The following is a 25,948-nucleotide window of genomic DNA, read 5'->3' as shown; positions in this document are numbered from 1 at the left end:
GCCATCATCAGTTGATGTCGATCCAGCCGCCGGGAATGCGCACATAGCTGCCCAAGCGGTTGCGCATTTGGTCGGCCACAGCCTGCTGGTAGATCACATCCATGCGACCGGAGGTTGCCATGCCACCGCCAACCAGCACCATGCCGTTGACTACGGAAGGCATGGCGCTGTCGTTGCTCCAAGCCAGCGCACCCGTAGCCACCAGCATGCCGTTGATCTGCAGGGGGCCAGCCAACGTGACGTCGCCATTGGCCACGATGAGAACCGGGTCGCTCACGCTTCCCAAAACCTTGCTGCTCGCGATCCTCAGGTTGCCCTGGACCCAGAGGATGCGCTGGCCGGCCGTGTAGGCAGTTTCAAGCGCGGTTGCGCAATCGCTGGCACACGTGACTGTTCGTAAAGCTGGATGCTTGCGGTAGCGGGCGAGGTTCGTACCCATGAACATCTTGAACACCCCCTCGGCCGTGAGGCTGGTGTCGGCGAGGGTGGTGTCGGTCTCTATGACGACCTGGCCGGTCGCCGTGCCGGGCACGCTTTCGAGTCGACCATCGACCTTACCCGTCCAGCTGCCGCCCATGACCGCCAGTTGACCGGCTGAACGGGGATCGCCGTTGTGCAGGCCCAAGCCAGCACCCGTCGAAGCGATGTCGCCCCTGACGACAAGCGGTGCGGCAGGCGGACTGCGCACAGCGCCGACGAGGCCAATCTTTACCGTCAGGTTGGTTCGGGCCAATTGATTCTTGCTAATAGCGACCATGTTGATGGCGCTATCGCATTGGTCTGCGACGCTATCCGTGCATCCGAGAGCCTTCAGCGTCAGCGTGCCGCCACGATTCCCGGACTGGAGCCCGATGTTAAAGCTCGGCACCAAATCACTTCCTGCCACGGCAGTCTGCGCGGTGTGTGCTGCGCTCGTAGCAGGGCAGCGGCAGGACCAACCCTCGTTGGCAGTGTCGCGGGCGCAATCAAGGGTGGTATCTGCGGGACTGATGCGGCGGTCAGCAGTGTTGATCAGCAAATAGCGGTCGGCAAAACGTTGCCCACCCGTATCAACAGGCTTGCAAGCCGCGTCAATCGCCGTGCCGTTGAGCTGGGCCAACGTCCATTCCACTCCCGCTTCAGCGACTTCCTGTGCGACACTGGCACGGAAGTAGCTGCTCGCGATACGTTGCTCGAACAGCAGGCTGCGATTGGCATAGGCCGCCAGTAGCGCCATGACCAGGAAAAGCACCATGACGACCACCAGCGTCGCCGCGCCTCGTTGTCGCGAGTGCCAGGAGCAGATGGACAGCTTCATGCCGGGCAAGCTCCGATAACCTCATCGGCACGCAGGCGCTCCACGCCAGACAGGGTGCGCTTGACGTTGGAGTCGTGGGCAGCCTCGCCAACGATGGTGAAGCGGACCTTGCGTACCACGTGCTTGGGGCAGAGGCCTGTAGTGGCCGGTGGCAGGTTGCAAGGCTTGTCGCAGAACTCACCGACATAGACGGACTGCTCATCGATGTCGATGTCGAAACCCTTGATCTTCACACTGGCACGGTCGGTGATCGGCTGCCAGTTCTCTCCGCCCACCGCACCGACCAGTAGATAAAGCTCCTGCACGCCTTCGCGCTTGTCCCACTTGAACCCGAAGTGCTCGACTTCACGGAGTACGCCGGTCTCGCTGTAGTCACTGCCGCTCGAAGGGCGGGCATATTGATAGGTCAGCGAGCGCAACGAAGCGTTGTCAGTCTTGACCAATGCTGTGAACTGGTTGACCGATGCCGTAAGGGCTGCCGTTTCACCCAACGTGCCGACGTCGGTCGGCGGAGCCCAAACGCCCAGCTCAGCCCGGCCGCGGAAGCCCGCACGACGCAGATCCTGCTGCAGAATGTCGGCAGTCGTTCGCAGGTCTTGCTGGATCTGAGTTTCCAGCATCAGGCGACGGTGCTCGTTGATCTGGTTGACGGCGACCATGGACGCACCGGCCGCGACGATGAGGCCGACTGTGATGCCCACCATCAGCTCAACAAGACCCAGCCCACGTTGTCGAACGGACATGGTTGTGCGGTTAATGGCGGTGGTCAGCATCTGGGGAACCCGCTCATGCTGCCATCCGGCGAACAGGTACGCAGCCGTCCGGCGTTGTTGTATTCCACACGCAGGGTTGCGCCGGTCCGCGCCCCCTTCACGTCGATCTGGACGTCTTGCGTGCCGGTGTAACGGTTGTTGCGCGAGAAGCCGAGGACGTACTTCTTTCTACCAGCGCTGCTGGCTTCGGTGGGCGCGAAAGTAACGGACTGGTCACGCGGTATCACGAACTCTCGCAACACCGCGCCCGTGCCGATGGTGCAGGGCGCGGAGGGGGGGAGATTGCAGGCGCAGTCGCCTATCACGGCAGTCTGGCCCAGACGTAGGCAACTGCTGTATTCGCGCACCGAACTCGGCACCGGCTCCATGTGGAGGCTCATTGGATCGGCGACGACATTCGACTCTGACTTCGCATAGGCAAAGATGCTGGCGATTTCACCTGCTGCTGCGACGACGCGGCGCCTTTCGATCATGCCGGTCAGCGAGGGGATGGCGGCTGCAACGACTACGCCCACCACTGCAAGCCCGACCACCATCTCGATCAGCGTGATGCCGGAGCGTGCACGAGGGGAGTGAAGGCGCTTCATTTTCAACGCGACCAGCAGGTGGTCGAGGTGTCATGCTCGCTGGAGTCGGTTGCTAGATAGCTGAGTTGCCCACCATCCAATTTCACGCTCAGCGTGGCGCATTTGCTGGCGTCGCTTGCCTGGGCGCCATCCGTTTTCGGTGTCGCGGTGACTTGGTAGCCGATGACGAAGCTTCCAGAAATGCCGCTCATGCTGAAGTCGTAATACTTGGTAGAAACGGTCTCGCCCATATTCAAGACCGGGAACGATTCAGCGTAAGAACTCTTGTTGGAGCGATGCCGCTCCTGGGCTTGCACGATGCTGGTCAACATAGCTATCGCATCAGCCCGACGCCCGCGCGCGATGAATGAAGTGAAGGCCGGATAGGCCACCGCAGCAAGGATGCCGGCCACCACGACAGCGATCATCAGCTCTATGAGCGTGAATCCCTTGAGGTGGCGTTGTGGCAAAAGTCTCATGGCAGCGCAATTTTCAGTGGCACCGCGCAGATGAACGGTTACTGGAACGCCGCTCATCGCCCGCAGGCGACCGCCGGTCGCCAGCCACCACGAACAAGGGATCAGGCGCACTTGGTGATGCCGGAAAGCTTGACTGCGCCGGTGGAGCAGCTCCGCACGCGACCGGTGATGGCGACAACTTGGCGGATGCCTACGCCGTTGTCCAGATAGGTCTCGATGCTGCCGGTCTGCGTCACCAGACCCTGGCGATGCTGGAACTCCATCGTCTCCGCATTGCTGCGCAGATGCATCGCCTTGCCGACTGGTAGCCATTCGGCCTTGATGACGGCGCTGCCCGCCACGTGGCAGACGGCTTGGCCGCCAGCACAGTCGCAGTCGTTGCGGGCGCCGGTATGCAACACGTAGCAGGACTGGGCACCCTTGCCGCTGATCCGGAAGTAGACCGGTTCGCCCGTACGGACGGCCTCGCTGCGTGCGAAACGCAGGTCGCTGGCGAGGGCTTCGGAGGTTGCGCGCAGCGCACGCTCCTGACGCATCTTGCTCAGGTTGGGCACCGCCTGGCTGACCAAGGTGGCACCGATGCTGACGCAGACGCACAGCTCGACAAGGGTGAAACCGAGGCTGCGGCGATGGGTGTTGGCGGTGCGGTTCATGGGGGCTACCTGCGGTTCGTTGTCGATGAACGAACTCTAGGAAGCGGGGCCCCGCACGTCTTTCCCCCTTAGGGTGGAGCGAAGGGGGAGAGCGCTGGCGGCATCCCCCGGGGCTCCCCCTGAAGGGGGATAGGGAAATCCCCAGTCAGATCTCTCGGATCAGCTGGCGGAACTCGTCGACGTCTTCGAAGCTGCGGTAGACCGACGCAAAGCGGACGTAGGCGACCTTGTCGATGCGCTTGAGCTCGCGCATCACCAACTCGCCCAGCCGGGTGGACGCGATCTCGCGGGCACCGCTGGCGAGCAGTTTTTCCTCGATGCGGTTGATGGCCGCGTCGATCTGCTCGACGCTGACCGGTCGTTTGCGCAACGCCAGTTGCATGGACGCTCGCAGCTTGCCGGCGTTGAAATCGGCGCGCCGCCCGTCCTTCTTGACGACCGAGGGCATGGCGATGTCGGGCCGCTCATAGGTCGTGAAGCGCTTGTCGCAGGACAGGCAGCGGCGCCGGCGCCGGACGACGTCGCCCTCGTCCGACTCCCGGGTCTCGGCGACCTGGGTTTCGGTGTGAGAGCAGAACGGGCAGCGCACGGCGGCGTCTACTTAACCGCGATAGACGGGGAAAGCAGCCGTCAGCGCGGCGACCTTCTCGCGCACGGCAGCCAAATTGGCCTCGTCGTGCGGCTTGTCCAGCACGTCGGCGATCAGGTGGGCGGTGGCGCGCACCTGTTCTTCCTTGAAGCCGCGCGTCGTCATGGCTGGCGTGCCCAGGCGGACGCCGCTGGTGACCATGGGCTTCTGCGGGTCGTTCGGGATGCCGTTCTTGTTGCAGGTCATGTGGGCGGCGCCCAGGATAGCCTCGGCTTCCTTGCCGGTCAGGTTCTTGGGGCGCAGGTCCACCAGCATGACGTGGCTCTCTGTCCCACCGGAGACGATGCGCAGGCCGCGCTCGATCAGCGTCTCGGCCAGCACCTTGGCGTTCTTGACGACTTGCTCCTGGTAGACCTTGAACTCGGGCGTCAGCGCTTCCTTGAAGGCCACGGCCTTGCCGGCGATGACGTGCATCAGCGGGCCACCCTGGATGCCGGGGAAGATGGCCGAGTTGATCTTCTTGGCGATCGCTTCGTCGTTCGTCAAGATGATGCCGCCGCGCGGGCCGCGCAGGCTCTTGTGCGTGGTGGACGTGACGACGTCGGCATGGGGCAGCGGGTTCGGGTAGACGCCTGCGGCGATCAGGCCGGCGTAGTGAGCCATGTCGACCATGAAGTAGGCGCCGATCTCCTTGGCGATCTTGCCGAAACGCTCGAAGTCGATGCGCAGCGAGTAGGCCGACGCGCCGGCAATAATGAGCTTGGGCTTCTTCTCACGGGCCAGCGCTTCCATCGCGTCGTAGTCGATGGCTTCATTGGCGTCCAGGCCGTAGCTGATGACGTTGAACCACTTGCCGCTCATGTTCAGCGCCATGCCGTGGGTCAGGTGGCCACCTTCGGCCAGGCTCATGCCCATGATGGTGTCGCCGGGCTGCAGCAGCGCGAAGAACACGCCCTGGTTGGCCTGCGAGCCCGAGTTGGGCTGCACGTTGGCGAATTCGGCGCCGAAGAGCTGCTTGACGCGGTCGATGGCGAGTTGCTCGGCGACGTCGACGTACTCGCAGCCACCGTAGTAGCGCTTGCCGGGATAGCCCTCGGCGTACTTGTTCGTCAGCTGGCTGCCCTGGGCTTCCATGACGGCGGGCGAGGTGTAGTTCTCGCTGGCGATGAGCTCGATGTGGTCTTCCTGGCGGCGGGTCTCGTTCTGGACGGCGGTCCAGAGTTCGGGGTCGACCAAGGCGAGGGTGGAGGTGTTGCGGTCAAACATGGCGGGTGTTTCCGAAGGTCAGGCGGTAAATCCAAGGCGCTCACGGCTGGCGTGACGTCCAAGGCTGCCCAGGCGAACGGCTGAAAGCGGCTGCCATATCGACAGAGGACAACCGCCTCACGCTCCCCGGTGGTGGCCCACCTCAGGTCAGCTTGTGACCCTGATCGCCAGTCGCGTGAGCGGGCAGTGTAAATCAGCGGCTCAACGCAACAGAGCGATCTGCGCGGAATCACCACCGGTGGGCGCCGACGCGGCCTCGCGCATCGGGCGGACGATGTTCGGGATGGTGTTGGCCGGCACCGAGCGGCCGGACGCCACCGACTTCAGCAGATCGTGCTCAGCCATCACGCGGGCGGTGTAGCCCGTGTCCTCGGCCAGATTGGCGCCGCCGACGTAGAAGCGCAGGCCGTCCTCCAGACCGCCAGCGCGCTGGATGCATTCCTTCAGCACCTGCACGCCCACGCGCAGATTCGTCACCGGGTCGAACGCCGCCAGCGTGCCACCAAAGGCCTCGTACTTGTCGTCGTGCACGCGGGTCATGACCTGCATCAGGCCCTGGGCACCCACGGAACTCTGCGCAAACGGGTTGAAGCGCGATTCGATGGCCATGATGGCGAGGATCAACGTCGGTTCGACCTTGGCGCGATTGCCTACGGCCCAGGCCTCCTGAACGAGGCGGCTGATGGGTTCAGGCGCCACGCTGTAGCGGCGCGCCAGCCAGTGGGCAACGGCCGCCTGCTGGCGGCTGAGGTCGCGCGGGTCGATGGCCGTGGCGCGGGCGATGGCATCCGGCTCTGCGGTGGCCAGCAGCGTGTTGCCGTCGGCCTCCGCGCGTGCCTCGTGGCGGGCGTTCAGCCAACCCAGCGTGGCTGATTCCAAATTCTCGCGCAGGCCTGCTTGACTCGTGAACACGAGCATGACCGACACTACTGCCAGCCCGACGAGGGCCAGCGTGTTGTGGCTCACCACGAGCAGGCCGTTGCCGATGTCCTGGATGAACAGCGACGCCGACTGCCGCATGTGGCCAGCCAGGGTCATCAGGTCTTGACGTGTCGTCATGCGACTCCCTTGTGTCGAAGCCCACCACAGGCTGCCGGTTTTGTGCGGCGGTCTGAGTGGGGCGACGGTGATAATTTCCCGGTTGCTGCGCTGGTCCGTTGACACTTGCGCGCCCTGAAGACCGACCGGGCTGGGTTCAGTACAAACCCGAAGCGCTGAATTTTACGGGCCGAAGATAACCCGTCAAGGGTGTTGCAGCTCTTCTAAACTACTTTTGGTTATGAAATATAGCGACCTGCGGGACTTCATCGCCGGCCTGGAAGGCCTGGGCGAGCTCAAGCGCGTGCGTGAAAAAGTCTCGCCTGTGCTGGAGATGACGGCCCTCAGCGACCGGGTCTTGCGCGCCGGCGGACCGGCGCTTTTGTTCGAGAACCCGGCCGGCCATTCCACCCCCGCCCTGACCAATCTTTTCGGGACAACGCGCCGCGTCGCACTTGGCATGGGCGCTGAATCTCTGGCCGATTTGAGGGATGTCGGTCGGGTGCTGGCCAGCCTCAAGGAACCCGACCCGCCCAAGGGCCTGAAGGACGCCGGCAAATTGCTGCAGATGGCCAAGGCGCTGTGGGACATGAAGCCCGCAGTGCAACGCAAAGCGCCCTGCCAGGAAGAGGTCTTCGAGGGCAGCGACATCGACCTCGGCCGCCTGCCCATCCAGACCTGCTGGCCGGACGACGCAGCCCCCCTGATCACGTGGGGTCTGGTCATCACCCGGGGGCCGACACGCACGCGCCAGAACCTCGGCATCTACCGCCAGCAGCTCATCGGCCCCCGCCAAGTCATCATGCGCTGGCTGGCCCACCGGGGTGGGGCGCTGGACTTCCGCGACCACGCGCTGGCCCACCCGGGCGAGCCGTTCCCGATCGCCGTGGCCCTAGGCGCCGACCCGGCCACCATCCTGGGCGCCGTCACGCCGGTGCCGGACAGCCTGTCCGAGTACCAGTTCGCCGGCCTGCTGCGGGGCTCGCGCACCGAGCTGGTCAACACCGGCGTGGGCCAAAACCAGCCGCTTCAGGCGCCTGCTTCGGCCGAAATCGTGCTCGAAGGCCACATCCCGCCCGCCGCGCCCGGCTTCACCGGCGTCAGCGAGCGTGGCGTGCCGCTGAAGGAGAAGGGCGGCTACCTGCACGCGCTCGAGGGCCCGTTTGGCGACCACACCGGCTATTACAACGAGCAGGACTGGTTCCCCGTCTTCGAGATCAGCCGCCAAACCCAGCGCAAGAACCCGATCTACCACTCCACCTACACCGGCAAGCCGCCGGACGAGCCCGCCATCCTGGGCGTCGCGCTCAACGAGGTCTTCGTGCCCATCCTGCAGAAGCAGTTTCCGGAGATCGTCGACTTCTACCTGCCACCCGAGGGCTGCAGCTACCGGATGGCGGTCGTCTCCATCAAGAAGGCCTACCCCGGCCATGCCAAGCGGCTGATGTTCGGCATCTGGAGTTTTTTGCGCCAGTTCATGTACACGAAGTTCATCGTCGTGGTGGACGACGACATCGACACGCGCAACTGGCAGGAGGTGATCTGGGCCATCACCACGCGCATGGACCCGGTGCGCGACACCACCCTGGTGGACAACACGCCCATCGACTATCTCGACTTCGCCTCGCCCGTCAGCGGCCTGGGCGGCAAGATGGGGCTGGACGCGACCAACAAATGGCCCGGTGAGACCACCCGCGAATGGGGCCGGGGCATCACGCTGCCGCCCGATATCACGGCGCGGGCCGAAGCGCTATTCGGGCAACTCTTCTTGAAGGCCTGACGGCGCTCGCCTAATGTTGGGATGCCTTTTCAGGCACAACCTCTGGCGCAATCCCTTGCGCGCCAGGAGCCCAGTGGCAAATCGCCTCTGAGCCCCATGGTGGCCTCGCCACCCGACCCCGCCCGGCCTCCAAGCCCGGCGGGGTTTCTACTTTTTGGGGTGGCGTCAGCGGCCGGCCCACAGAGCCAGCGTCTCATAAACGACGTAGCGCACGCGCTGGAAGCCATCCGTCGACGGGCACCAATCGTCGAAGCTGGTGGCGCCATCGGGGCGAAGGCCCACGGGCGCCGGCACCACCCGGATGCCCAGCGGCGCGGCCCGGGCCTCGAAGGCGCGCAGCGCCCGGCGCATGTGTTCCTCGTGCGTCACTAACAACACCTGCTTGACGCCGGCCTGCGCCAGCAGCGGCAGCGTGTTGGCGGCGTTCTCGCGGGTGTCCCGCGAACTGCCTTCGGCCCAGCGCAGCGGCAGGCCGTAGTCCTGCGCGGCAACGCGGGCAATGATGCTGGCCTCGGACTGGTGCAACTCCGTCGCCATCCAGCCGATGCCGCCGGAAAACCCCAGCGGCCAACCGCTGCGCCGCGCCAGCCAGACGCCATAGGCCAGGCGCTCCCCGGTGAGTTGGCTGGGGCGGCCGTAGCCGAACTCAGGGACGTAGCCCCGCACGCCGCCGCCCAGCACCAGCACCGCACCATCCTTCTGGCCGCGAAGAGCGACCACCTGCGCAGGGTTCAGCGGCTCGGGTTGACCGGCGAGCCGGCTCAGCAACTCGCCTGCCACATCTGTTGCCGACAGCCAGGTCAGCGCCAGCGCCAGGCCCAGCATCCAACCGCCGCCCCGCCGGTTGCGCTTGAGGCGCCAGCCGCCCCAGGCGGCCAGCAGCAGCATCGGCGCCGGCGGCAGAAGGGCGGCGAGCAGCAGGGGTTTGAAGCCGGAATAGTCGAAGGCGAAGCTCACAGTCACATCTTCGCCGACATGAATAATGCGTCCGCCGTGAAGATCACTCCCCGCTCCCCCGTTCGCATCGCCAGAATCGCCAGAATCGCCAGAATCGCCAGAATCGCCATTTGGACCCTCGTCGCGCTGTCGGCCGTCATCTCGCTCGTGCTGATCATCGTGACGCTGGCCTTGCCGGGCTGGATCGCCGGCAGCGGCGTGGCGCTGGCCAGCGAGAAGCTGGGCCGCCCGGTGAGCATCGAGCAGGCGCACTTCCAGCCCTGGCGTCTCGCCGTCGTCGTCGACGGTCTGCGCATTGATGGCGCCGCCGCCGGCCAGCCGCCGCTGCTGACGCTCGCCAAGCTGGACGCCGCCCTGTCACTGCGCTCGCTGCTGCGCGGCCATGCCGTCATCGAATCGCTGGAACTCACCCGGCCCGAGCTGCGCGTCGCCCGCGTGGCCGAAGGCCGCTACGACCTCGACGACCTGCTGCAGCGCTTTGCCGCCAAGCCGGGCGCACCGGAGGGCGACGACCCCGAGTTCGCCGTCTACAACATCGAGTTGAGCGAGGGCCGCGTGTCGTTCGACGACCGCCCGGTCAAGCGCAAGCACGAGCTGGCGGCGCTGCGCCTGGCCCTGCCTTTTGTGTCGACGTTGGCCTCCGACGTCAAGGTCAAGGTGCAGCCCCAACTTAGCGGCAAGCTCGACGGCGTCGCCTTCGACAGCCGCGCCGAGGCGCTGCCTTTTGAGGACGATGCCAGCGCACGGTTGTCCTTCAAGCTCGCCGGCCTGGACCTCGCCCCGCTGGCGGCCTACGTGCCGGAGAGCCTGCCGCTGCGCCTGACCGGCGGCCGCCTCGACGCGGACCTGGCGCTGGACTTTGCCGAGCGGCCCAAGCAGCCCCCGGGCGTCAAGCTCAGCGGTGGCCTGCAGCTGCACGAGCTGTCGCTGACCCAGCCCGACGGCAAGCCTCTGCTCAACCTCAAGCACCTGAGCCTGCCTTTGGCTGACGCGCAGCCGCTGCGCCGCGAGCTCGGCTTCGGCCAGATCCTGCTCGATTCGCCCAGCATCTGGTGGCGTCATTTGCCGGCAGCGGTGACAGGGCAGGGTGGCAACGCACCAGCGCCGTGGCAAATCAGCGTGGCCGGGCTGGAAGTCAAGGATGGCCGCGTCAACGTGAGCAACCTTGACCTGGAAGCCATCCAGATCAAGCTCGCCGCTGCCGCCTGGCCGCTGAAGGCGCCCACCCAACTCGACGCCAGCCTGCGCCTGGGCGAGGGAACGCTGAACGCGCAAGCCAAGCTGTCGCCCGAAGCGCTGCAGGCCGAGGCCGAGCTGCAAGGCCTGGCCATCGAACGCCTGGCCGCCTGGCTGCCATTGCCGAAGGGCGCCAGGCTCACAGCGGCCGTCTCCGGCAAGGCAGCGTTCAACGTCAAGGACCCGCTGGCCGAAGGCGCCGCCGACCGCGCCCAGCTGACTCTGCGCGAGCTTCAACTCAACGACGCTCGCCTCAGCCTGGCCGCCAAGCCGCTGCTGACGCTGGTCAGTGCTCAGCTCGACCAGGCGGACATCGACCCCGCCGGCCGCTCGCTTCGCCTGGGTACGCTCAAGCTGGATGCGCCGCGCGCCCAGCTCGCCCGCGAGGCCGACGGCCGCCTCAACCTCGCGCCGCTGCTGCCGCCCGAACCCGCCGCCTCGGCTGCCGGCCCGGCCTGGAAGCTGCAACTCACCGCGCTGCAGGTCGAACGCGGCGCGCTGCGCTGGCGCGACGCCGCCGTGCCTGCCGGCATCGCACCCGTGGCCCTGGCTGTCGAGCCGCTGCGGTTAGCGCTCGGTACTCTCACCTGGCCCGCCACAGCGCCGGTGCAAGCCCAACTCACGACCCAGCTCGCCGCGCTGGGCGCCAACGATCAGCCCGTGGCCGCCAGCGCCGGCAGCCTGCAGTGGAACGGCCGCGTCGGCCTGGCGCCGCTGTCGGCCAGCGGCAGCCTGCAAGCCCAGGCCCTGCCGCTGCAGTTGCTGAACGCCTATCTCGACTCCGCTTGGGGCCTGCATCTGCAGCGTGCCGAACTGGGGCTGAAGGCCGAACTCAACACCACAAGCCAAGCCGGCGGTGCCTGGCAGACCACGCTCGGGGGCGACGTGCGTGTCGGCCCGCTGGCGCTGCTGCAGACCCGCCTCGTCGACGGCCAGCGCGTCGTCGGCGAGGACCTGCTGAGCTGGCAGACGCTGCAACTCAACGGCCTGAAGCTGGCCCTGGCACCCGGCGCGCCGCCACGCTTGGCCGTGCGCGAGGCCCAACTGGACGAGGCCTACGCGCGCCTCATCGTTAACGAGCAGGGCCGTTTCAACCTGCGTGACCTTGGCCCGGCTGATGCAGCCCAGGCTGCTTCCGCGCCTGCCTCGGCCGCATCCACGCCACGCCCCGAGTTCGCCGTGGAGCGCATCCAGGTCAACCGCAGCACGGTGGACTTCAACGACCGCTTCGTGAAGCCCGGCTACAGCGCGCGCCTGACCGAACTGCAAGGCTCGCTCGGCGCCTTCTCGTCCGCCAGTCCGGCCATGGCGCAGCTGACCGTGCGCGGCAAGGTGGCCGGCACCGGCCTGTTGGAGATCGACGGCCAGCTCAAACCCGGCGCACCGCTGGCCATGGACGTGCAGGCGAACGCGACGGACATTGAACTGGCGCCGCTGTCCGGCTACGCGGGCAAATACGTCGGCTATGCCATCGAGCGCGGCAAGCTGTCGGCCAAGCTGAACTACAAGGTCGAGCCGGGCGGCCAACTCGTGGCCAGCAACCAGATCATCCTGAACCAGCTCACCTTCGGCGACCGCGTGGAGAGCCCCGAGGCGACGAACTTGCCCGTGCGCTTCGCCGCCGCGCTGCTGAAGGACGGCAACGGCGTCATCGACCTCAACCTGCCCGTCAGCGGCTCGTTGAACGACCCCGAGTTCAGCGTCGGTGGCGTGGCCTGGAAGCTCTTCCTCAACCTCATCGGCAAGGCGCTGACATCGCCGTTCTCGCTCTTCAGCGGCAGCGACTCGCCCGAGGCGGCCGATGTCGCTTTTGCGCCCGCCAGCGCCGAGCTGGGCGCCACCGACAAGCTCGACCACATCGCCAGGCAACTGGCCGACAAGCCCGGCGTGCAGCTCACGCTGACCGGCTGGGCCGACTCCGAAACCGAGGTGCCCGCCATCCGCGAACGGCGCCTGGCCGCCGCGCTGAAGGCCGAGAACGCCGAGCTTGCGAATCTCTCGCCCGAGGCGGCCCTCAAGCGTCTCTACGAAGCCAGCAAGCTGCCCAACAAGCCACGCAACGTCATCGGTCTCGCCAAGGACCTGCCGCCCGCCCAGATGCGCGGCCTGCTGATGGCCAGCTACGAAGTCGACGACGAGACGTTGCGCCAGCTCGCCGTCGCCCGTGCCGTGGCCGTGCGAGACACACTGCTGGCGCGCGGCGCGCCGAATGCCCGGCTCTTCCTGGCCGCGCCCAAACTCTGCAACGGGGCTTGCGCGAGCGGCTGGCGCCCCCACGTCGAACTCTCCCTCGGCGCCCACTGAAAGGTCCCCCATGACTGCAAGCAATCTCGAACGCATCACCCTGGCCGGCGGCTGCTTCTGGTGCCTGGAGGCCGTCTACGAGCGCGTGCGCGGCGTGCACCACGTCGAGAACGGCTACAGCAACGGCAAAGGCCCCAAGCCGACCTACGAAGCCGTCTGCAGCGGCAACACCGGCTACGCCGAGGTCGTGCGCCTGGACTTCGACCCCGCCGAGGTCTCGCTGCGCGAGCTGCTCGAAGTCTTCTTCACCATCCACGACCCGACGACGCTGAACCGCCAGGGCGCCGATGCGGGTACACAGTACCGCTCTGCCATCTACTGGCACACCGAAGCCCAGCGCCAGCTCGCGGCCGAGGTGCTCAAGGAGGCCAACGACCACCATGGCGGCCGCGTCGTCACCGAGTTGCTGTCCGAGACCGATTACTACGCCGCCGAGGCCTACCACCAGCACTACTACGCCCGCAACCCCGAGCAGGGCTACTGCGCCTTCGTCGTGGCGGGCAAGGTGGACAAGTTCCTGGCCAGCTTCAAGCGCCTGGTGAAGTGATGCTGGCTTGGGAGGGGCTGGCCCACCGCTACGCCAGCGCGTCGGCCCCGATCCGTTACGCCGACTTCGCGCTGCAAGCCGGCCAGCATCTGCTGCTGCGCGGCGCGTCGGGCTCAGGCAAGTCGACGTTGCTGGCTTTGTTGGCGGGGCTTCTGCGTGTGCAGCAGGGCGAGCTTGAGGTGGCCCGCACCGCGCTGCCAGGTCTGAGCCCACGCGCGCTGGACGCCTGGCGTGGCGCAACGCTCGGCGTCGTGCCGCAACGGCTGCATCTGAGCGAAGCGCTGACGGTGGCGGAGAACCTCGCGTTGCCCGCGCTGGCCGCAGGGCAGAGCGCCGACCCGGCCCGCGCGGCCGAGCTGATGGCGGCGCTGGACATTGCCGAGCTGGCCGCGCGCCGGCCGCACCAGCTCAGCGTCGGCCAGGCCCAGCGCGTGGCCCTGGCCCGCGCACTGATGCGCCGCCCCAAGCTGCTGCTGGCCGACGAGCCCAGCGCCAGTCTGGACGACGAGCACACGCTGCACATGCTGGCGCTGCTGCTGGACTCGGCCGAGCGCGAGGGCTGCACGCTGGTCATCGCCAGCCACGATGCGCGCGTCGTCGAGGCGCTGAGCGCCCGGGATGACGTGGCCGAGGTGGTGTTGTGATTCGGCTGGCCTGGCGCTACCTGTGGTCCAGCCCGCTGACGACGGCGCTGAACCTGCTGCTGCTGACGCTGGGCCTCGCCGCCGTCACCTTCGTACTGCGTGCCAGCGCCCAAGTCGAGGCCGGGCTAAAGCGCGACCTCGCCGGCATCGACCTCGTCGTCGGCGCCAAGGGCAGCCCGATGCAGATCATGCTGGCCGGCGTCTTCCACCTCGACGCGCCGACCGGCAACATCCCGCTCGCCACGCTGGACCTGCTGAAGCAGCAACCTCTCGTCGCCCAGGCGGTGCCGCTGTCGCTGGGCGACTCGTTCCACGGCTACCGCATCGCCGGCACGACGCCTGACTACATCGATCTTTACGACGCCAAGATGGCGCATGGCGCGCTGTGGGCCAAGCCGATGCAGGCAGTGCTCGGCGCGGAGGTGGCGCGCAGCAGCGGGCTCAAGATCGGCGATCGCTTTGCCGGCAGCCATGGATTGGCCGAAGGCGGCGGCGCGCATGGCGAGCACACCTTTGAGGTCGTCGGCGTGCTGGCCGAATCGGGCAGCGTGCTGGACCGCCTCGTGCTGACCGACCTCGCCTCCGTCTGGGAGGTGCATGAAGACCATGCTGCCCACGCCGACGACGATGAGCACCGCGAGATCACGCTGGCCCTCGTGCGCTACCGCAGCCCGCTCGCGGCAGTGATGCTGCCGCGCTGGGTCAATGCACAGGACGGCCTGCAGTCCGCCGCGCCGGCGCTGGAGACCGCGCGGCTGATGCGGCTGGTGGGCACCGGCACCGAGGTGCTGCGTGGCTTCGGCATCGTGCTGCTGGCCGCTGCCGGGCTGTCCGTCTGGGTCGCGTTGCTGCATGCGGTGCGCGCCCGCCAGGGCGATCTGGCGATGTTGCGCATGCTGGGTGCGCCGGCTCGGCGCGTGGCCGCGCTGATCGCGCTGGAGGCCTTGCTGCTGGCCGGCCTGGCGACGATGCTCGGCCTTGCGGCCGGGCATGGCCTCGTCGCCGGATTGGAGCGGCTGCTGGCCGAGCGCCAGTCGCTGCGCCTAGGCCACCTGGGTTTCAGCGAAGCCGAATGGCTGGTGCCCTTGCTGGCCGCAGGGCTGGCTCTGCTTGCCGCAGCGTGGCCGGCCTGGCGGGCCTATCGTCTGGATGTCACGACGCTGCTGCAAGCTCCGCGTTGACCCTCGACAATCCCGCCATCATGAAGTTCAAGCCTGTTCTCTTCCTCTGCTTCGCCGCCGCAGCCGCTTTCGCCCAAACACCCCCGGCCATCGGCCAGGGCGCCGGCTATCACGACCCGCGCAGCCCGTTCAAACCGCTGGAGGAGCGCGCTGACATCCTGTCGTGGAAGCTGCTGTCCCAGGTCACTGCCAAGGCCGAGAAGAAGAAGCTTGTGCCGACCTTCCCCGCCGCCGTGCAGGCGCTGGACCGCAAGACGGTCAAGGTGCAGGGCTTCATGATGCCGCTGGAGGCGGGCGACAAGCAGCAGCACTTCCTGCTGTCCTCGGTGCCCACGACGTGCTCCTTCTGCGTGCCCGCAGGCCCCGAAGGCCTCATCGAGGTGCGCACGAAGAAGCCGGTGCGCTACACGCTGGAGGCGGTCGTCGTCGAAGGCCAGCTGGCCGTGCTGATGGACGACCCCTACGGCCTGTATTACCGCGTGGAAGACGGCAACGCCGTCAACTAGGGCGCAAGCCTTTCGCGCACCCAGCGGTCGGCATCGCGGCTGAACACCAGCCGGTCATGCAGCCGCGAGCGGCGGCCCTGCCAGAACTCGAAACGCTCCGGCACCAGGCGGTAACCGCCCCAGTGCGGCGGCCGCGCTGGGTTGAGCCCGTGCTGCAACGCCGCCTTGGCCGCATTGGCCACCAGCACTGCACGCGAGCTGATGGCGCGGCTCTGCGGCGACGCCCAGGCGCCCAGGCGGGAATCCAGCGGTCGGCTCTTGAAATAGTCGTCCGACTCCTCGGCCGAGGTCTTCTCGACGCGGCCTTCGATGCGCACGACTCGCTCCATCTCCACCCAGTGGAACTGCAGCGCGGCATACGGGTTGCCCGCCAACTCCTCGCCCTTGCGGCTTTCGTAGTTCGTGAACCAGACGAAACCGCGCGTGTCGCAGCCCTTGAGCAGCACCACGCGCGTCGACGGCCGGCCATTGGCGCCCACCGTCGCCACGGTCATGGCGGTCGGCTCGGACACGTCGTGGCCGATGGCCTCTTCCATCCAGCGGTTGAACAGCGCCAACGGGCCATCGGCGGCCTCGGCTTCGTCCAGTTCGCCCAGTTCGTAGCTCTTGCGGAAATCACTCAACTTGCTCATTTCCCGAAGTATGCAGACCTTCCCTTAAGTGAACGCCCCAGTTTCTCGATGGCAGAGCCGAACGGCATGCTTGCGCACTGCAGCAAATTTGAGCAGGCCTTCTGATGATCAAACGACGCCCCGCTGTCGTCGTGCTTGCCGCAGGACGCGGCACTCGCTTCCACGGCCCGGGACACAAGCTGGAACAAAAACTGGACGGCACGAACGGTGCCGACACCTTGCTTGCGCGCACGCTGCGTCATGCCATCGCGACCCAGTTGCCGGTGGTCGTCGTGACGACCTCGGCGCTGGCACCCTCGGTGCACCGTTTCATCGCGGCTCGCGATGTCGTGACGCTGTCCGATCACGACTTTGAAGGCCGCCCACACCCAATAGGCATGGGGCATTCCATCGTTGCGGGCGTCAGCGCGGCGGGGGATGCGGACGGCTGGCTCATCCTGCCCGCCGACATGCCGCTGGTGCAGCCTGCCACCATCTTGGCGGTGGCCGCAGGGCTGGAGCGCTACCCGGTTTGTTACGCGCAATACCGTGGCATTCAAGGCCACCCGGTCGGCTTCGGCATGGAGCTTTACACCGAGCTGATGTCCCTGCAGGGAGACGAGGGCGCGCGGCGCATCGTGGCCCGTTATGCGGCCCAGCCGATCACCGTCGACGACCCCGGCGTGCACATCGACGTGGACACCGCCGAGGACCTTGCACGCCTCCTGAGCTGACTCAAAGCGGCCCGCACAGCCCGTGCTGAGCCGCCAGATGGGCCTGACGCTCCAATTCCCTGTCGCGGATCCCATGCTCGCGCAAACCCTGGACGGTGCGCAGCAGGTAGTCCAGCGTGGTGCCGTAACGGCCACGCGCGTGCTGAAAAATGTGCAGCAACTCGGGCTCATGCAGCGGGCCCGTCCAGTTGGGGCTCTGGCGTGACAGCGTGAAGGCAAGAGCGCGCTGCCGGCCAAGATCGGTGTCGCAGTTCAGCCAGCGCGGCTCGTAGACCCCGTTGGGCATCTCGCGGGCCCACAACCTGGGCAGCACCTCTTCGCCTTCAGCGCGTGGGATGCGGTAGATGAGGCCGCGGCAGCTGCCGCCCGAGATCAGCGCCAGCACGAGGCCTGGCTCCTGCGGCGAGCCGCGGTTCACGCGCGAACTCATGCGCAGCACGCGGTGAAAGCCAAGCACCTTGGCCGGCAGGGCCTGGGCATACTCGAACTCCGGCCGCCAGATCAGCGAGCCGTAGGCGAACAGCAGCAGGTCGTCGCCGCTGTCTCGCCATTCGGCCGCCGTGCGCTGCAGCAGGTGGGCACTGCGCGCCGGGCCGTGGGGAATGTGGATTGCCTGTGCCGCCATCGCCTTCATATTCTCATGCCGGTACCCAGGCCGTAACCCGTGAGCCCCGCTAGCAAAGTAATATGGTTACTTAAATTCTCAAGGTCCGGTTACGAGACCGAGGCGCCAGGAGACCCCAATGAATTCCACCCTGATCGAAGTTACCCAGCGCATCCGCGAACGCAGCGCCAAGCTGCGCGGTGACTATCTTGCCCGCATCGCCCAGCTGGGCAACCGCCAGCGCGGCTTCGAGCGCATGGGCTGCGCCAACGTGGCGCACGCCGTGGCGGCGCTGCCGGCCAACGACAAGCTACGCATCGTGGCCGAGAAGGCGCCGCATCTGGCTGTCGTCACGTCGTACAACGACATGCTCTCGGCCCACCAACCCTACGAAACCTATCCGGAGCAGATCCGCGTCGAGGCGCATCGCCTGGGTGCCACCGTGCAGGTCGCGGGCGGCGTGCCCGCCATGTGCGACGGCGTCACGCAGGGCCTGCCCGGCATGGAGCTGAGCCTGTTTTCGCGCGACACCATCGCCATGGGCACGGCCATTGCGCTGACTCACGACGTCTTCGACGCGGCCCTGCTGCTGGGCATCTGCGACAAGATCGTGCCGGGCCTGCTGATCGGCGCGCTGCACTTCGGCCATCTGCCCTGCGTCTTCGTGCCGGCCGGGCCGATGAGCTCGGGCATCTCCAACAGTGACAAGGCGAAGGTGCGCGAGCTCTACGCCCAGGGCAAGGTCGGCCGCGACGAGCTGCTGAAAAGCGAGTCCGCCGCCTACCACGGCGCCGGCACTTGCACCTTCTACGGCACGGCCAACAGCAACCAGATGCTGCTGGAGGCGATGGGCCTGCACGTGCCCGGCAGCGCCTTTTTGCACCCGCACGACGACCTGCGCACGGCGCTGACGCGCGAAGCCGTCGGCACGGCGCTGAAGATCAGCGGCCGCGGCCCGTTGGCTGGCGGCCATGAAGCCAAGCCCATCGGCAAGCTGGTGGACGAGCGCTGCATCGTCAACGCGATGGCCGCGCTGCTGGCCACCGGTGGCTCCACCAACCACCTCATCCACTGGGTCGCCGTGGCGCGCTCGGCCGGCATCCTGATCAACTGGACGGACTTCTCCGACCTCTCCGCCGTGGTGCCGCTGCTGTCCCGCGTCTACCCCAACGGCAGCGCCGACGTGAACCAGTTCCAGGCCGCCGGCGGCCCTGGCTTCGTCATCCGCGAGCTGCTGGACGCCGGTCTCATGCACGAGGACGTCATCAGCGTCGGTGGCAACAGCCTGCGCCCCTACACCTTCGTGCCGCAGTCGGTGGGGCAGGGCGGCGAGGTCGTCCGCGAAGCCCTGCCGGCCGTGAGTAGTGACGACAGCGTCGTGCGCGGCGCTGCTGCGCCCTTCAGCGTGAGCGGAGGCCTCAAGTTGCTGGACGGCAACCTCGGCCGCGCCGTCATCAAGGTCTCGGCCGTGCCGGAAGACCGCCACACCGTCGAGGCGCCATGCCGCGTCTTCACGACGCAGGAAGCCATGCTGGCTGCGTTCAAGAATGGCGAACTGGAGCGTGACGTCGTCGTCGTCGTGCGCTTCCAGGGCCCACACGCCAACGGCATGCCCGAGCTGCACAAGCTGACGCCACCGCTGGCCGTGCTGCAGGGCAAGGGCTTCAAGGTCGCCCTCGTCACCGACGGCCGCATGAGCGGCGCTTCGGGCAAGGTGCCTGCAGCCATCCATGTCAGCCCCGAGGCGCTGGCCGGCGGCCCGCTGGCGCGGCTGCGTGACGGCGACGTCGTGCGCATGTGCGCCACGACGGGCACGCTGTCGGCCCTTGTCAGCGAGGCCGACTGGGCCGCGCGCGAGGTTGCCAAGCTCGACCCGGCGGAAGCCGACGTCAATGCCCACGGTCTGGGCCGCGAACTCTTCGCAGGTTTGCGCCGCAATGTCCTCAGCGCCGAAGAGGGCGCCATCACTTGGCTATGAGAATTACGAAATGCTTGAAACCCTGAGCTTGGCCAGCTACGGCCCCGTCATTCCCGTCATCGTCATCCAGCGCCTGGAAGACGCAGTGCCCTTGGCCGAAGCCCTTGTGGCCGGCGGTGTGCGCGTGCTTGAAGTGACGCTGCGCACCCCTGTCGCACTGCAAGCCATGGAGCTCATGGCCAAGGTGCCCGGCGCCATCGTCGGCGCCGGCACGCTGCGCAGCCCGCAGGACGTAACCAACGCGAAGAACGCCGGCTGCCAGTTCGGCGTCAGCCCCGGCTACACGGATGCGCTGGCCGCCGCCTGCAAGGCCGAGGGCCTGCCGCTGCTGCCCGGTGTGTCCACCGCCTCCGAAGTGATGCAGGCCAACGCCGCCGGCTTCGGCTTTCTGAAGCTCTTCCCCGCCGTCGCGGTTGGCGGCGTCAATCTGTTGAAGGCCCTCGGCGGCCCGTTCCCGGACGTAGCCTTCTGCCCGACCGGCGGCATCTCGCTGGAGACGGCGCCACAGTTCCTCAAACTGCCCAACGTCAAGGTCTGCGGCGGTTCGTGGCTGACGCCTCAGGATGCAGTCGACGCCAAGGACTGGGCGCGCATCACCAAGCTGGCGCAGGAGGCTGCTGCTCTTCGCGGGTGAAGCCTGCGGGGCGAGCGCCGGGCCGCTCCCAAGCCGGCCCGCATTGGCGATGTGCATGCGGCCCGATGCCGCATGCATCGCCGTTCCCTCGGGGGACCGTCCAAGGTGCTCCTTGGACGAGGGGCGTCATTTCTGGTCGAACAGCAGGCAGGTCGTACTCGCATGCGCGTACAGCCTGCCGTCATGGCCGACGAGTTCGGCCTCAGCCGTCGTCACCTGGCGGCCGCGATGCACGACGTGCCCACGAGCACGCACGAGCGGCACCTGATCGGTCAGCGCCCGCACGAGGTTGACCTTGAACTCCAGCGTCGTGTAGCCCCGACCGACGGGCAGCGTCGTGTGCACCGAGCAGCCCAGCGCCGAGTCAAGCAAGGTCGCGAACCAGCCGCCATGCACGCTGCCCAGCGGGTTGTAGTGCTTGAACTGCGGTCGACCCTGGAAGACGCATTCGCCGTCGGCAATCGAGATCAGCATGAAGTCCAGCGTCTCGCTGATCGGCGGCCGCGGCGCCAGGCCATCCAGCATGGCCTGCATCTGCTGCAGCCCGGTCTTGCCGGCCAGCATGGCGCGCGAGGCCAGGCCGGTATCGGGCTGCTGGCGCGCGAGCACGGTGGCCTCCCCGGCACGCCACTGGGTGAGGATGTCGTCGTGCGTTGGTGAGGGGGGCGCAGAGGTCGTCATGGCGGCAGCTCGAAAGGTTGAGCCACCGATTTTCCGCAAACGCGCCGAACGGCGCTGTCGCCTCGGTTCAGGCGGCGAGTCGCATCGGTTCCATAACGGCTCGGCGATGCGGTGCGGTGCGGCGGAGCTCGTCCAGGACCGCCCCCTGCCACGGCAGCAGATAGACCAGCGTCGCCAGCGTCGCGCGCCGCCGCGACGACAGCAGCGGGCGGCCACGTTCGTCCAGCAGCAGCACGTTGGACCGCACATTCAGTGGGTCGGCCTGCACGACGGTGCCTTCGTCCATTTCCACCCAGTCCCACTCCACCCAGGCGCTGACGTCGGCATAGCGACGCTCCCAACGTGTCATGCCGCCGACGGTGCGTTCGCCCGTGGTCGATCGGACGACGCGGGTCTTGGAGTGGCGGACATCTTGGGCGGCGCTGGACAACGCGCTCACGGGCCAGCAAACGCTGCCTTCCGGCAGGCGAATCAGAGTGGACATTTGAGTACCTCGCGGTCGTGTAATTCGAACGGGAAGCAGTCTCCGGTCACAGCGGGGGGTGGGACAAGCTGGCAGACTTGGCAGGTATGGGCGTTCCTGAAATGAACTATCAGCAGTTGATCGACGTCGGCATGAGCGAAGACTTCGAGAGCTTCGAGCGCCGGCTGGTCGCGTCAGCTGACGCAATGGGCTTTCCCATAATCTCTGGCGTGCTGATGCGCGGAGCACTACACGACCCACGGGTGCGGATCAAGTCAATTGGCAACACTCCTGAAGGCTACTTGGAGGTTGCAAAAGATCTAGACGTTGCGCGACGTGATCCGGTCATGGCAGCTCTGATGACCCAATCCGTCCCCACCGTTTACGACCAAAAAACGTACACGACTGTGGGGTTAGGCGAAGCCTGGGAAGTACAAGCTCAATACGGCTTCAAGACAGGCATCGCCCTAAAGCTCCATCTGCCTGGCAACAAAAGCTTCTTACTGGGCGTGGATCGCGACGAGGCACTGCCCGCGCCCGGCGCACAACTGATGCACATGGTTGCCGGCCTCCAACTGCTAGCGGCTCACGCACTTACAGCTGCGGACAGATTGCTCGGCCCCGAAGTTGACCAAACCGAGATACCGAAGCTAACCCGACGCGAGTTGGATGTATTGAGTTGGACTTCTCAGGGAAAAACGGCGTGGGAAGTGAGCGTCATTCTTGGTATGAGTGAAAAGACGGCGAACTTCCACCTCGGCAACGTGATGCGAAAATTGCAAGTCACGTCAAAGTATCAAGCGGTGCTGAAGTGCGTCGCCGCCGGGCTGTTTTGACCCATGCTCGGCACGCAACCTGGCAGACCTGCTAGGTTTCAAGATGGCGACTTAAGGAGACAGTTCGGGTCAGCGAACTCCTCCACGCTCTTCAAGGACACTGCCGTGAAACTCATCGAAATCATTTACGAATTGCTTGGTCTTCCCGTGCTTGGCGGTTGATTGCACTGACTCTGCTCCCATGGCGTCATAAGCGGTTAGCAGTTGATCGTCCCTCTCGTCCTAGTATTTGCAAGTGCATGCATAGCCAGTCTTTGAGTGACCCCAAAACTGCCGTCCGTGAAGTTGCCGTGTCCATCTCCCCCGAAACCTACGCCCGGCTGTTGAGCCTCGCCGACCAGGCGCCCCTCGACTGCCTGTCGTTGTCCTCGCGCACCTTGGACCGAGCCAAGACGCTGGGCTACAACCAGATCGGGCAGATCCGTAGTACGCCGACCTACCGACTCGTCGGTGACCTGGGTGAAGATCGCGCTGAAGAACTTCAACGCGCGCTGCATGACTTCGGCATGAGGCAGCCGAGCACCGCCGGTTAAGAGCCCGGCCCGGCCCGAACTGCTTCTTGCCGAAGTCCCTTCTTGCAAAGCCCAGGCGCAACAGCGACCTGGGCTTTTTCTTGCCCGGCATGCGAGCATGCAGGCCCATGCAAGAAGACCGTGACATCCCCCTGGCCGCCTGGCCGCGCCGCGCCGCTCTCCAGCACTTCCGCACCATGGCTCAGCCAGCCTTCAGCGTCACCGTGCCGGTGGACGTGACGGGTCTACGCGAGCGCGCCCTCAGCCACGGCGCGACGCCGTGGCTGGCTTACCACCATGCCGCACTGGAGGCGGCCAACACCGTCGACGGCATGCGCCAGACCATGCTGGCCGACGGCAGCGGCGTGCGTGAGTTCGCCGCCATCCACGCCAGCAGCACGGTGCTGCGCGACGACGGCAGCTTCGGCTTTGTGACGCTGCCGCAGGAGGCCTCGCTGGCGGAGTTCGCTGCGCGCGCCAAGCCGAATATCGAGCGCGTCCGCCGGGCCACTGGCGATCTCTTTGCTGCCGACCAGCCCGGTGACGTGCGCGAGGAGATGCTGGTGCACATGACCGCGCTGCCCTGGCTCGCTTTCACCGCCTTCACCCACGCGCGCGGGGTGGGCGACGACAGACCCAAGGTGGCCTTCGGGCGGTTCAAGGAGGAGAGCGGCCGGCTGCTGATGCCGGTGGCCGTCGACGTGCACCACTCGCTGTGCGACGGCGTGCATGTGGGCCGTTTCTTCGAACGATTCCAGGCAAACCTGGCCGCGATCTGAAGGCCGTTGTCGAAACCACCGCAACGCAATCGTCGTACGAGACAGACAGCGATTGAACCGCCATGCCCAGCGAAGAGAAAGTCAAAGGCCCGGCCTCGTACTTCCCGTCCATCGAGAAGACCTACGGTCAACCCATTGCCCACTGGGAGCAGGTCATCGCCAAGGCGGGGGCGCTCAAGCACATGGAGCTGGTCAACCACCTCAAGGCCGAGCACGGCGTGGGTCACGGCCATGCAAACGCGTTGGTAGCCTGGTTCGTCCCCAAGCTGAAGTAGACGTTTAGCGCCTGCGGCAGGCGAAACTGGAGAATCACCCGGAAATCAGGCTCCAGCCATGAATTCGCCACGCCAACTGGTGCTGCTGTGCGACGGCACCAACAACAACCTCAGCGGTCGTCACTCGGACACCCATGTGGTGCTGATGGCGGAGCTGCTGCGGCTCTTTCCGGACCCCAACCGGCTCGTCTACTACGACCCCGGTGTCGGCAACCCGGGCCAGCTGCCCGCCACGACGGTGACGGACAAGTTCCGCCGCGTGCGGGACCGCATCGACGGCCTGGCCTTTGGCCGCGGCGTGTTCGACAACATCTCCGAGGGCTATCGCTTCCTGATGGCCAACTGGCAGCCGGGCGACCAGATCTTCGTGTTCGGCTTCTCGCGTGGCGCCTTCACGGCACGCTCAATCGCCGGCCTGGTGAATGCGTTCGGCATCATCGACAGCAACCAGGACACGCTGGTGTCCAGCCTGGTTGCCACCTATTTCTCCAGCCCGTCGCCGACGCGCCAGGCCATCACCGAACAAGCCGCGCGCCTCTTCGGCCAGGGCGGCACGCCGGCGCAGTGGCCCGAGGTGCATTTCGTCGGCGTCTGGGACACCGTCGCCAGCGTTGGCCTGCCACCTTTCGGCCTGAAGATCACCGCGAAGCCGACGCTGGCGCTCAAGCGCTTCCGGCATGTCCGCCAAGCGCTGGCGCTGGACGAGCAACGCGCCCAGTTCCTACCCCGCGCCTATCAACAGGACGACGGCGACTACCCGATGGCCAACGAGCAGCAGGGCGACGTCAAGCAATGCTGGTTCCGAGGCTCTCATTGCGATATCGGCGGCGGCAACCATTACCCGTACAGCGAGTTGTCCCGCGCGCCATTCGCGTGGCTGGTCGCGCAAGCCATCGGCTGCGGTTTGAGCCTGCCCGCCAATGCGCAGCATCCGGTGCTTGTCACCGAAGCCGACGTGAACCGTGTGATGCCCGAGCTCGACCCCGAGCCGTCCGCGCGGGAGGCAGCTCGCATCAACAGCCAGACCTACACGACGCCGCTGTGGGCACTGACAGGCCTGAAGGTACGCGACACGGCGCATGCCGCAGTGGACGACCAGGCCGGTGTGCCTGTGCGCATGGGCACACACCCGTCGGTCATGCAATGGATGCACGCCTTTCCTGACGGCACGGCCTGGCGCGAGCGCGGCGGCGCCAAGTCCTGGGCCAAGCTGGCGGCGACGTTGCTGCTGCTCACGCTGCTGCTGGCCATGATGGGATGGGCACTGCTCGCGCCACAGGGTTGGCTACCGCCGCTGGCGCAAGTTGGAGCGGCCTTCGACGCCAACCTGCGTTTCCAGTCCTGGCAGCTGAGCCTGCCTTTCGGCGCCGACTGGGCGACTGCCGCGAAGAGCTTCGAGCGCCCCATCAACGCGCTGCTGTTGGACATCTTGCTGATCGCCACCTGGGCCCAACTGCTGGCGCCCTGGGTCTGCCGGGCCTTTGCTCGCCATGCCGGCCTCATCCATGTTGGCCAGCAGCCCTCGGCCTGGTTGAATCTCGCCGGCTGGGCTTTGCCGCTCGCCGTGGGCGCCGATGTGCTGGAAGACCTGCTGTCGGGGCTGGCGCTGGCGGCCGTGGGTGAAGAATCGGTCTGGGTCTGGCCGCTGCGGCTGCTCCTGCTCGGCGCCAGTTTGGCCAAGTGGGTGGGACTGGCGGGTGTGGCGGCGCTCGTCGTGACGTCGCTGATGCGCCGGCATTCACCGACGGCGACGACCTAAGGCAACGCTGAACAAGTCCCTCGCGCGCAGCGCATCCCTGCTTTGGGCGGCCTGCAGCGTTGCAAATCCTCGCCATAGCCAGCTATGACTGCGGTTTGCGCCTTGCAGGCCATCCCAAACCAGGGCGCGCTACATCGCGGGGACTTAGAGCCTATCCGTAAATAATGTTTATTGTCAGCGGCACCTTGCGGAACGCGATGATCGCTGCGGCGATGTGGTTGAGCGCGAGGAAGCTGCGATCGAGTTTCTCGTATCGCACGAGCAGC

At 66.5% G+C, this 25,948-nt stretch carries 27 protein-coding genes, 1 pseudogene and 1 riboswitch; of the genes and pseudogenes, 14 read left to right on the top strand and 14 right to left on the bottom strand.

Annotated elements, in window-relative coordinates; translation table 11 throughout:
- Positions 1–7: 7 nt before the first annotated feature.
- From ABIS05_RS17240 to ABIS05_RS17205, 8 genes are all read right to left on the bottom strand, one after another.
- Positions 8–1,297, bottom strand: coding sequence for a PilX N-terminal domain-containing pilus assembly protein (locus ABIS05_RS17240; protein WP_348010965.1), 1,290 nt, complete (start codon positions 1,295–1,297; stop codon positions 8–10).
- Positions 1,294–2,070 (bottom strand): prepilin-type N-terminal cleavage/methylation domain-containing protein, encoded by a 777-nt coding sequence (locus ABIS05_RS17235; RefSeq protein ID WP_348010964.1) that lies wholly within the window; start codon positions 2,068–2,070, stop codon positions 1,294–1,296. The genes ABIS05_RS17240 and ABIS05_RS17235 overlap by 4 nt, the downstream gene beginning before the upstream one ends.
- Positions 2,064–2,657: a prepilin-type N-terminal cleavage/methylation domain-containing protein gene (locus tag ABIS05_RS17230; protein ID WP_348010963.1), complete on the bottom strand. Its 594-nt coding sequence runs from the start codon at positions 2,655–2,657 to the stop codon at positions 2,064–2,066. The genes ABIS05_RS17235 and ABIS05_RS17230 overlap by 7 nt, the downstream gene beginning before the upstream one ends.
- A 2-nt stretch (positions 2,658–2,659) precedes the next feature.
- Positions 2,660–3,226: a type IV pilin protein gene (locus ABIS05_RS17225; RefSeq protein ID WP_348010962.1), complete on the bottom strand. Its 567-nt coding sequence runs from the start codon at positions 3,224–3,226 to the stop codon at positions 2,660–2,662.
- On the bottom strand, positions 3,217–3,768 hold the full coding sequence (locus ABIS05_RS17220; RefSeq protein WP_348010961.1) for a GspH/FimT family pseudopilin: 552 nt from the start codon (positions 3,766–3,768) through the stop codon (positions 3,217–3,219). Before ABIS05_RS17220 ends, ABIS05_RS17225 begins: the two co-directional genes overlap by 10 nt.
- A 145-nt stretch (positions 3,769–3,913) precedes the next feature.
- The gene (gene nrdR, locus ABIS05_RS17215; protein ID WP_348010960.1) at positions 3,914–4,357 is read right to left on the bottom strand and encodes a transcriptional regulator NrdR; all 444 of its coding nucleotides are present in this window, start codon (positions 4,355–4,357) and stop codon (positions 3,914–3,916) included.
- A 12-nt stretch (positions 4,358–4,369) separates the two neighbouring features.
- On the bottom strand, positions 4,370–5,623 hold the full coding sequence (glyA, locus tag ABIS05_RS17210) for a serine hydroxymethyltransferase (RefSeq protein WP_348010959.1): 1,254 nt from the start codon (positions 5,621–5,623) through the stop codon (positions 4,370–4,372).
- 59 nt (positions 5,624–5,682) lie between these two features.
- A riboswitch (ZMP/ZTP riboswitch) is annotated at positions 5,683–5,808 on the bottom strand.
- A gap of 16 nt (positions 5,809–5,824) precedes the next feature.
- The gene (locus ABIS05_RS17205) at positions 5,825–6,682 is read right to left on the bottom strand and encodes a lytic transglycosylase domain-containing protein (RefSeq protein ID WP_348010958.1); all 858 of its coding nucleotides are present in this window, start codon (positions 6,680–6,682) and stop codon (positions 5,825–5,827) included.
- A gap of 220 nt (positions 6,683–6,902) precedes the next feature.
- On the opposite strand from ABIS05_RS17205, the gene ubiD reads away from it, so the two are divergent.
- A complete protein-coding gene (ubiD, locus tag ABIS05_RS17200) occupies positions 6,903–8,441 on the top strand; it encodes a 4-hydroxy-3-polyprenylbenzoate decarboxylase (protein ID WP_348010957.1) in 1,539 nt (512 codons plus the stop codon).
- A gap of 165 nt (positions 8,442–8,606) precedes the next feature.
- On the opposite strand, the gene ABIS05_RS17195 is transcribed toward ubiD, so the two are convergent.
- A complete protein-coding gene (locus ABIS05_RS17195; RefSeq protein ID WP_348010956.1) occupies positions 8,607–9,398 on the bottom strand; it encodes a YdcF family protein in 792 nt (263 codons plus the stop codon).
- Positions 9,399–9,434: 36 nt separating this feature from the next.
- Here ABIS05_RS17195 and ABIS05_RS17190 point away from each other — a divergent pair, with 36 nt between their 5' ends.
- From ABIS05_RS17190 to ABIS05_RS17170, 5 genes are read left to right on the top strand one after another with little or no spacing between them, the layout of a single operon-like run.
- Positions 9,435–12,938: a DUF748 domain-containing protein gene (locus ABIS05_RS17190; RefSeq protein ID WP_348010955.1), complete on the top strand. Its 3,504-nt coding sequence runs from the start codon at positions 9,435–9,437 to the stop codon at positions 12,936–12,938.
- A 10-nt stretch (positions 12,939–12,948) separates the two neighbouring features.
- Complete coding sequence (gene msrA, locus ABIS05_RS17185; protein WP_348010954.1) at positions 12,949–13,485, top strand: peptide-methionine (S)-S-oxide reductase MsrA; 537 nt, start codon at positions 12,949–12,951, stop codon at positions 13,483–13,485.
- Positions 13,485–14,129: an ATP-binding cassette domain-containing protein gene (locus tag ABIS05_RS17180; protein WP_348010953.1), complete on the top strand. Its 645-nt coding sequence runs from the start codon at positions 13,485–13,487 to the stop codon at positions 14,127–14,129. The genes msrA and ABIS05_RS17180 overlap by 1 nt, the downstream gene beginning before the upstream one ends.
- Entirely contained in the window at positions 14,126–15,310 is a 1,185-nt protein-coding gene (locus tag ABIS05_RS17175) for an ABC transporter permease (RefSeq protein ID WP_348010952.1), read from the top strand. Before ABIS05_RS17180 ends, ABIS05_RS17175 begins: the two co-directional genes overlap by 4 nt.
- Entirely contained in the window at positions 15,307–15,816 is a 510-nt protein-coding gene (locus tag ABIS05_RS17170; protein WP_348063293.1) for a DUF3299 domain-containing protein, read from the top strand. Before ABIS05_RS17175 ends, ABIS05_RS17170 begins: the two co-directional genes overlap by 4 nt.
- Here ABIS05_RS17170 and pdxH read toward each other — a convergent pair.
- Complete coding sequence (gene pdxH, locus ABIS05_RS17165; protein WP_348010950.1) at positions 15,813–16,448, bottom strand: pyridoxamine 5'-phosphate oxidase; 636 nt, start codon at positions 16,446–16,448, stop codon at positions 15,813–15,815. The genes ABIS05_RS17170 and pdxH overlap by 4 nt on opposite strands.
- Positions 16,449–16,552: 104 nt before the next feature.
- Here pdxH and ABIS05_RS17160 point away from each other — a divergent pair, with 104 nt between their 5' ends.
- Positions 16,553–17,161, top strand: a complete 609-nt coding sequence (locus tag ABIS05_RS17160; RefSeq protein ID WP_348010949.1) for a nucleotidyltransferase family protein — start codon at positions 16,553–16,555, stop codon at positions 17,159–17,161.
- A 1-nt stretch (position 17,162) separates the two neighbouring features.
- Here ABIS05_RS17160 and ABIS05_RS17155 read toward each other — a convergent pair whose 3' ends face one another.
- Positions 17,163–17,786, bottom strand: a complete 624-nt coding sequence (locus ABIS05_RS17155; protein ID WP_348010948.1) for a gamma-glutamylcyclotransferase — start codon at positions 17,784–17,786, stop codon at positions 17,163–17,165.
- Between the two features lie 118 nt (positions 17,787–17,904).
- Between ABIS05_RS17155 and edd the strand changes: the two genes are divergently transcribed.
- Positions 17,905–19,743, top strand: coding sequence for a phosphogluconate dehydratase (edd, locus tag ABIS05_RS17150; protein ID WP_348010947.1), 1,839 nt, complete (start codon positions 17,905–17,907; stop codon positions 19,741–19,743).
- A 10-nt stretch (positions 19,744–19,753) separates the two neighbouring features.
- A complete protein-coding gene (eda, locus tag ABIS05_RS17145; protein WP_348010946.1) occupies positions 19,754–20,377 on the top strand; it encodes a bifunctional 4-hydroxy-2-oxoglutarate aldolase/2-dehydro-3-deoxy-phosphogluconate aldolase in 624 nt (207 codons plus the stop codon).
- Positions 20,378–20,503: 126 nt separating this feature from the next.
- Here eda and ABIS05_RS17140 read toward each other — a convergent pair whose 3' ends face one another.
- Together ABIS05_RS17140 and ABIS05_RS17135 are read right to left on the bottom strand one after the other, a co-directional pair.
- Complete coding sequence (locus ABIS05_RS17140) at positions 20,504–21,058, bottom strand: PaaI family thioesterase (protein ID WP_348010945.1); 555 nt, start codon at positions 21,056–21,058, stop codon at positions 20,504–20,506.
- A gap of 67 nt (positions 21,059–21,125) precedes the next feature.
- Positions 21,126–21,542 (bottom strand): hypothetical protein, encoded by a 417-nt coding sequence (locus ABIS05_RS17135; RefSeq protein WP_348010944.1) that lies wholly within the window; start codon positions 21,540–21,542, stop codon positions 21,126–21,128.
- 101 nt (positions 21,543–21,643) lie between these two features.
- Here ABIS05_RS17135 and ABIS05_RS17130 point away from each other — a divergent pair, with 101 nt between their 5' ends.
- From ABIS05_RS17130 to ABIS05_RS17110, 5 genes are all read left to right on the top strand, one after another.
- The gene (locus tag ABIS05_RS17130) at positions 21,644–22,357 is read left to right on the top strand and encodes a LuxR C-terminal-related transcriptional regulator (RefSeq protein WP_348063291.1); all 714 of its coding nucleotides are present in this window, start codon (positions 21,644–21,646) and stop codon (positions 22,355–22,357) included.
- Positions 22,358–22,647: 290 nt separating this feature from the next.
- Positions 22,648–22,890, top strand: coding sequence for a hypothetical protein (locus ABIS05_RS17125; RefSeq protein WP_348010942.1), 243 nt, complete (start codon positions 22,648–22,650; stop codon positions 22,888–22,890).
- A gap of 107 nt (positions 22,891–22,997) precedes the next feature.
- Positions 22,998–23,648, top strand: a complete 651-nt coding sequence (locus ABIS05_RS17120) for a CatA-like O-acetyltransferase (protein ID WP_348010941.1) — start codon at positions 22,998–23,000, stop codon at positions 23,646–23,648.
- A 62-nt stretch (positions 23,649–23,710) separates the two neighbouring features.
- Positions 23,711–23,923 (top strand): DUF4287 domain-containing protein, encoded by a 213-nt coding sequence (locus ABIS05_RS17115; protein ID WP_348010940.1) that lies wholly within the window; start codon positions 23,711–23,713, stop codon positions 23,921–23,923.
- A gap of 58 nt (positions 23,924–23,981) precedes the next feature.
- A complete protein-coding gene (locus tag ABIS05_RS17110) occupies positions 23,982–25,682 on the top strand; it encodes a DUF2235 domain-containing protein (RefSeq protein ID WP_348010939.1) in 1,701 nt (566 codons plus the stop codon).
- A gap of 151 nt (positions 25,683–25,833) precedes the next feature.
- Here the strand turns inward: ABIS05_RS17110 and ABIS05_RS17105 are convergent.
- Positions 25,834–25,948 (bottom strand): annotated as a pseudogene (locus tag ABIS05_RS17105) (IS5/IS1182 family transposase); the annotation flags it as partial.

The organism is Roseateles sp., assembly GCF_039929605.1.
Taxonomy (GTDB): Bacteria; Pseudomonadota; Gammaproteobacteria; order Burkholderiales; family Burkholderiaceae_C; genus Pelomonas.
This window is presented reverse-complemented; position numbering and strand designations above follow the sequence as displayed.

Bases quoted from the DNA above. Each gene is read 5' to 3' on its own strand.
- ABIS05_RS17240 (WP_348010965.1), bottom strand. From the start codon at position 1,297: ATGAAGCTGTCCATCTGCTCCTGGCACTCGCGACAACGAGGCGCGGCG.
- ABIS05_RS17235 (WP_348010964.1), bottom strand. From the start codon at position 2,070: ATGCTGACCACCGCCATTAACCGCACAACCATGTCCGTTCGACAACGT.
- ABIS05_RS17230 (WP_348010963.1), bottom strand. From the start codon at position 2,657: ATGAAGCGCCTTCACTCCCCTCGTGCACGCTCCGGCATCACGCTGATC.
- ABIS05_RS17220 (WP_348010961.1), bottom strand. From the start codon at position 3,768: ATGAACCGCACCGCCAACACCCATCGCCGCAGCCTCGGTTTCACCCTT.
- glyA (WP_348010959.1), bottom strand. From the start codon at position 5,623: ATGTTTGACCGCAACACCTCCACCCTCGCCTTGGTCGACCCCGAACTC.
- ABIS05_RS17205 (WP_348010958.1), bottom strand. From the start codon at position 6,682: ATGACGACACGTCAAGACCTGATGACCCTGGCTGGCCACATGCGGCAG.
- ubiD (WP_348010957.1), top strand. From the start codon at position 6,903: ATGAAATATAGCGACCTGCGGGACTTCATCGCCGGCCTGGAAGGCCTG.
- msrA (WP_348010954.1), top strand. From the start codon at position 12,949: ATGACTGCAAGCAATCTCGAACGCATCACCCTGGCCGGCGGCTGCTTC.
- ABIS05_RS17180 (WP_348010953.1), top strand. From the start codon at position 13,485: ATGCTGGCTTGGGAGGGGCTGGCCCACCGCTACGCCAGCGCGTCGGCC.
- pdxH (WP_348010950.1), bottom strand. From the start codon at position 16,448: ATGAGCAAGTTGAGTGATTTCCGCAAGAGCTACGAACTGGGCGAACTG.
- ABIS05_RS17160 (WP_348010949.1), top strand. From the start codon at position 16,553: ATGATCAAACGACGCCCCGCTGTCGTCGTGCTTGCCGCAGGACGCGGC.
- ABIS05_RS17155 (WP_348010948.1), bottom strand. From the start codon at position 17,786: ATGGCGGCACAGGCAATCCACATTCCCCACGGCCCGGCGCGCAGTGCC.
- edd (WP_348010947.1), top strand. From the start codon at position 17,905: ATGAATTCCACCCTGATCGAAGTTACCCAGCGCATCCGCGAACGCAGC.
- eda (WP_348010946.1), top strand. From the start codon at position 19,754: ATGCTTGAAACCCTGAGCTTGGCCAGCTACGGCCCCGTCATTCCCGTC.
- ABIS05_RS17140 (WP_348010945.1), bottom strand. From the start codon at position 21,058: ATGACGACCTCTGCGCCCCCCTCACCAACGCACGACGACATCCTCACC.
- ABIS05_RS17135 (WP_348010944.1), bottom strand. From the start codon at position 21,542: ATGTCCACTCTGATTCGCCTGCCGGAAGGCAGCGTTTGCTGGCCCGTG.
- ABIS05_RS17130 (WP_348063291.1), top strand. From the start codon at position 21,644: ATGAACTATCAGCAGTTGATCGACGTCGGCATGAGCGAAGACTTCGAG.
- ABIS05_RS17120 (WP_348010941.1), top strand. From the start codon at position 22,998: ATGCAAGAAGACCGTGACATCCCCCTGGCCGCCTGGCCGCGCCGCGCC.
- ABIS05_RS17115 (WP_348010940.1), top strand. From the start codon at position 23,711: ATGCCCAGCGAAGAGAAAGTCAAAGGCCCGGCCTCGTACTTCCCGTCC.
- ABIS05_RS17110 (WP_348010939.1), top strand. From the start codon at position 23,982: ATGAATTCGCCACGCCAACTGGTGCTGCTGTGCGACGGCACCAACAAC.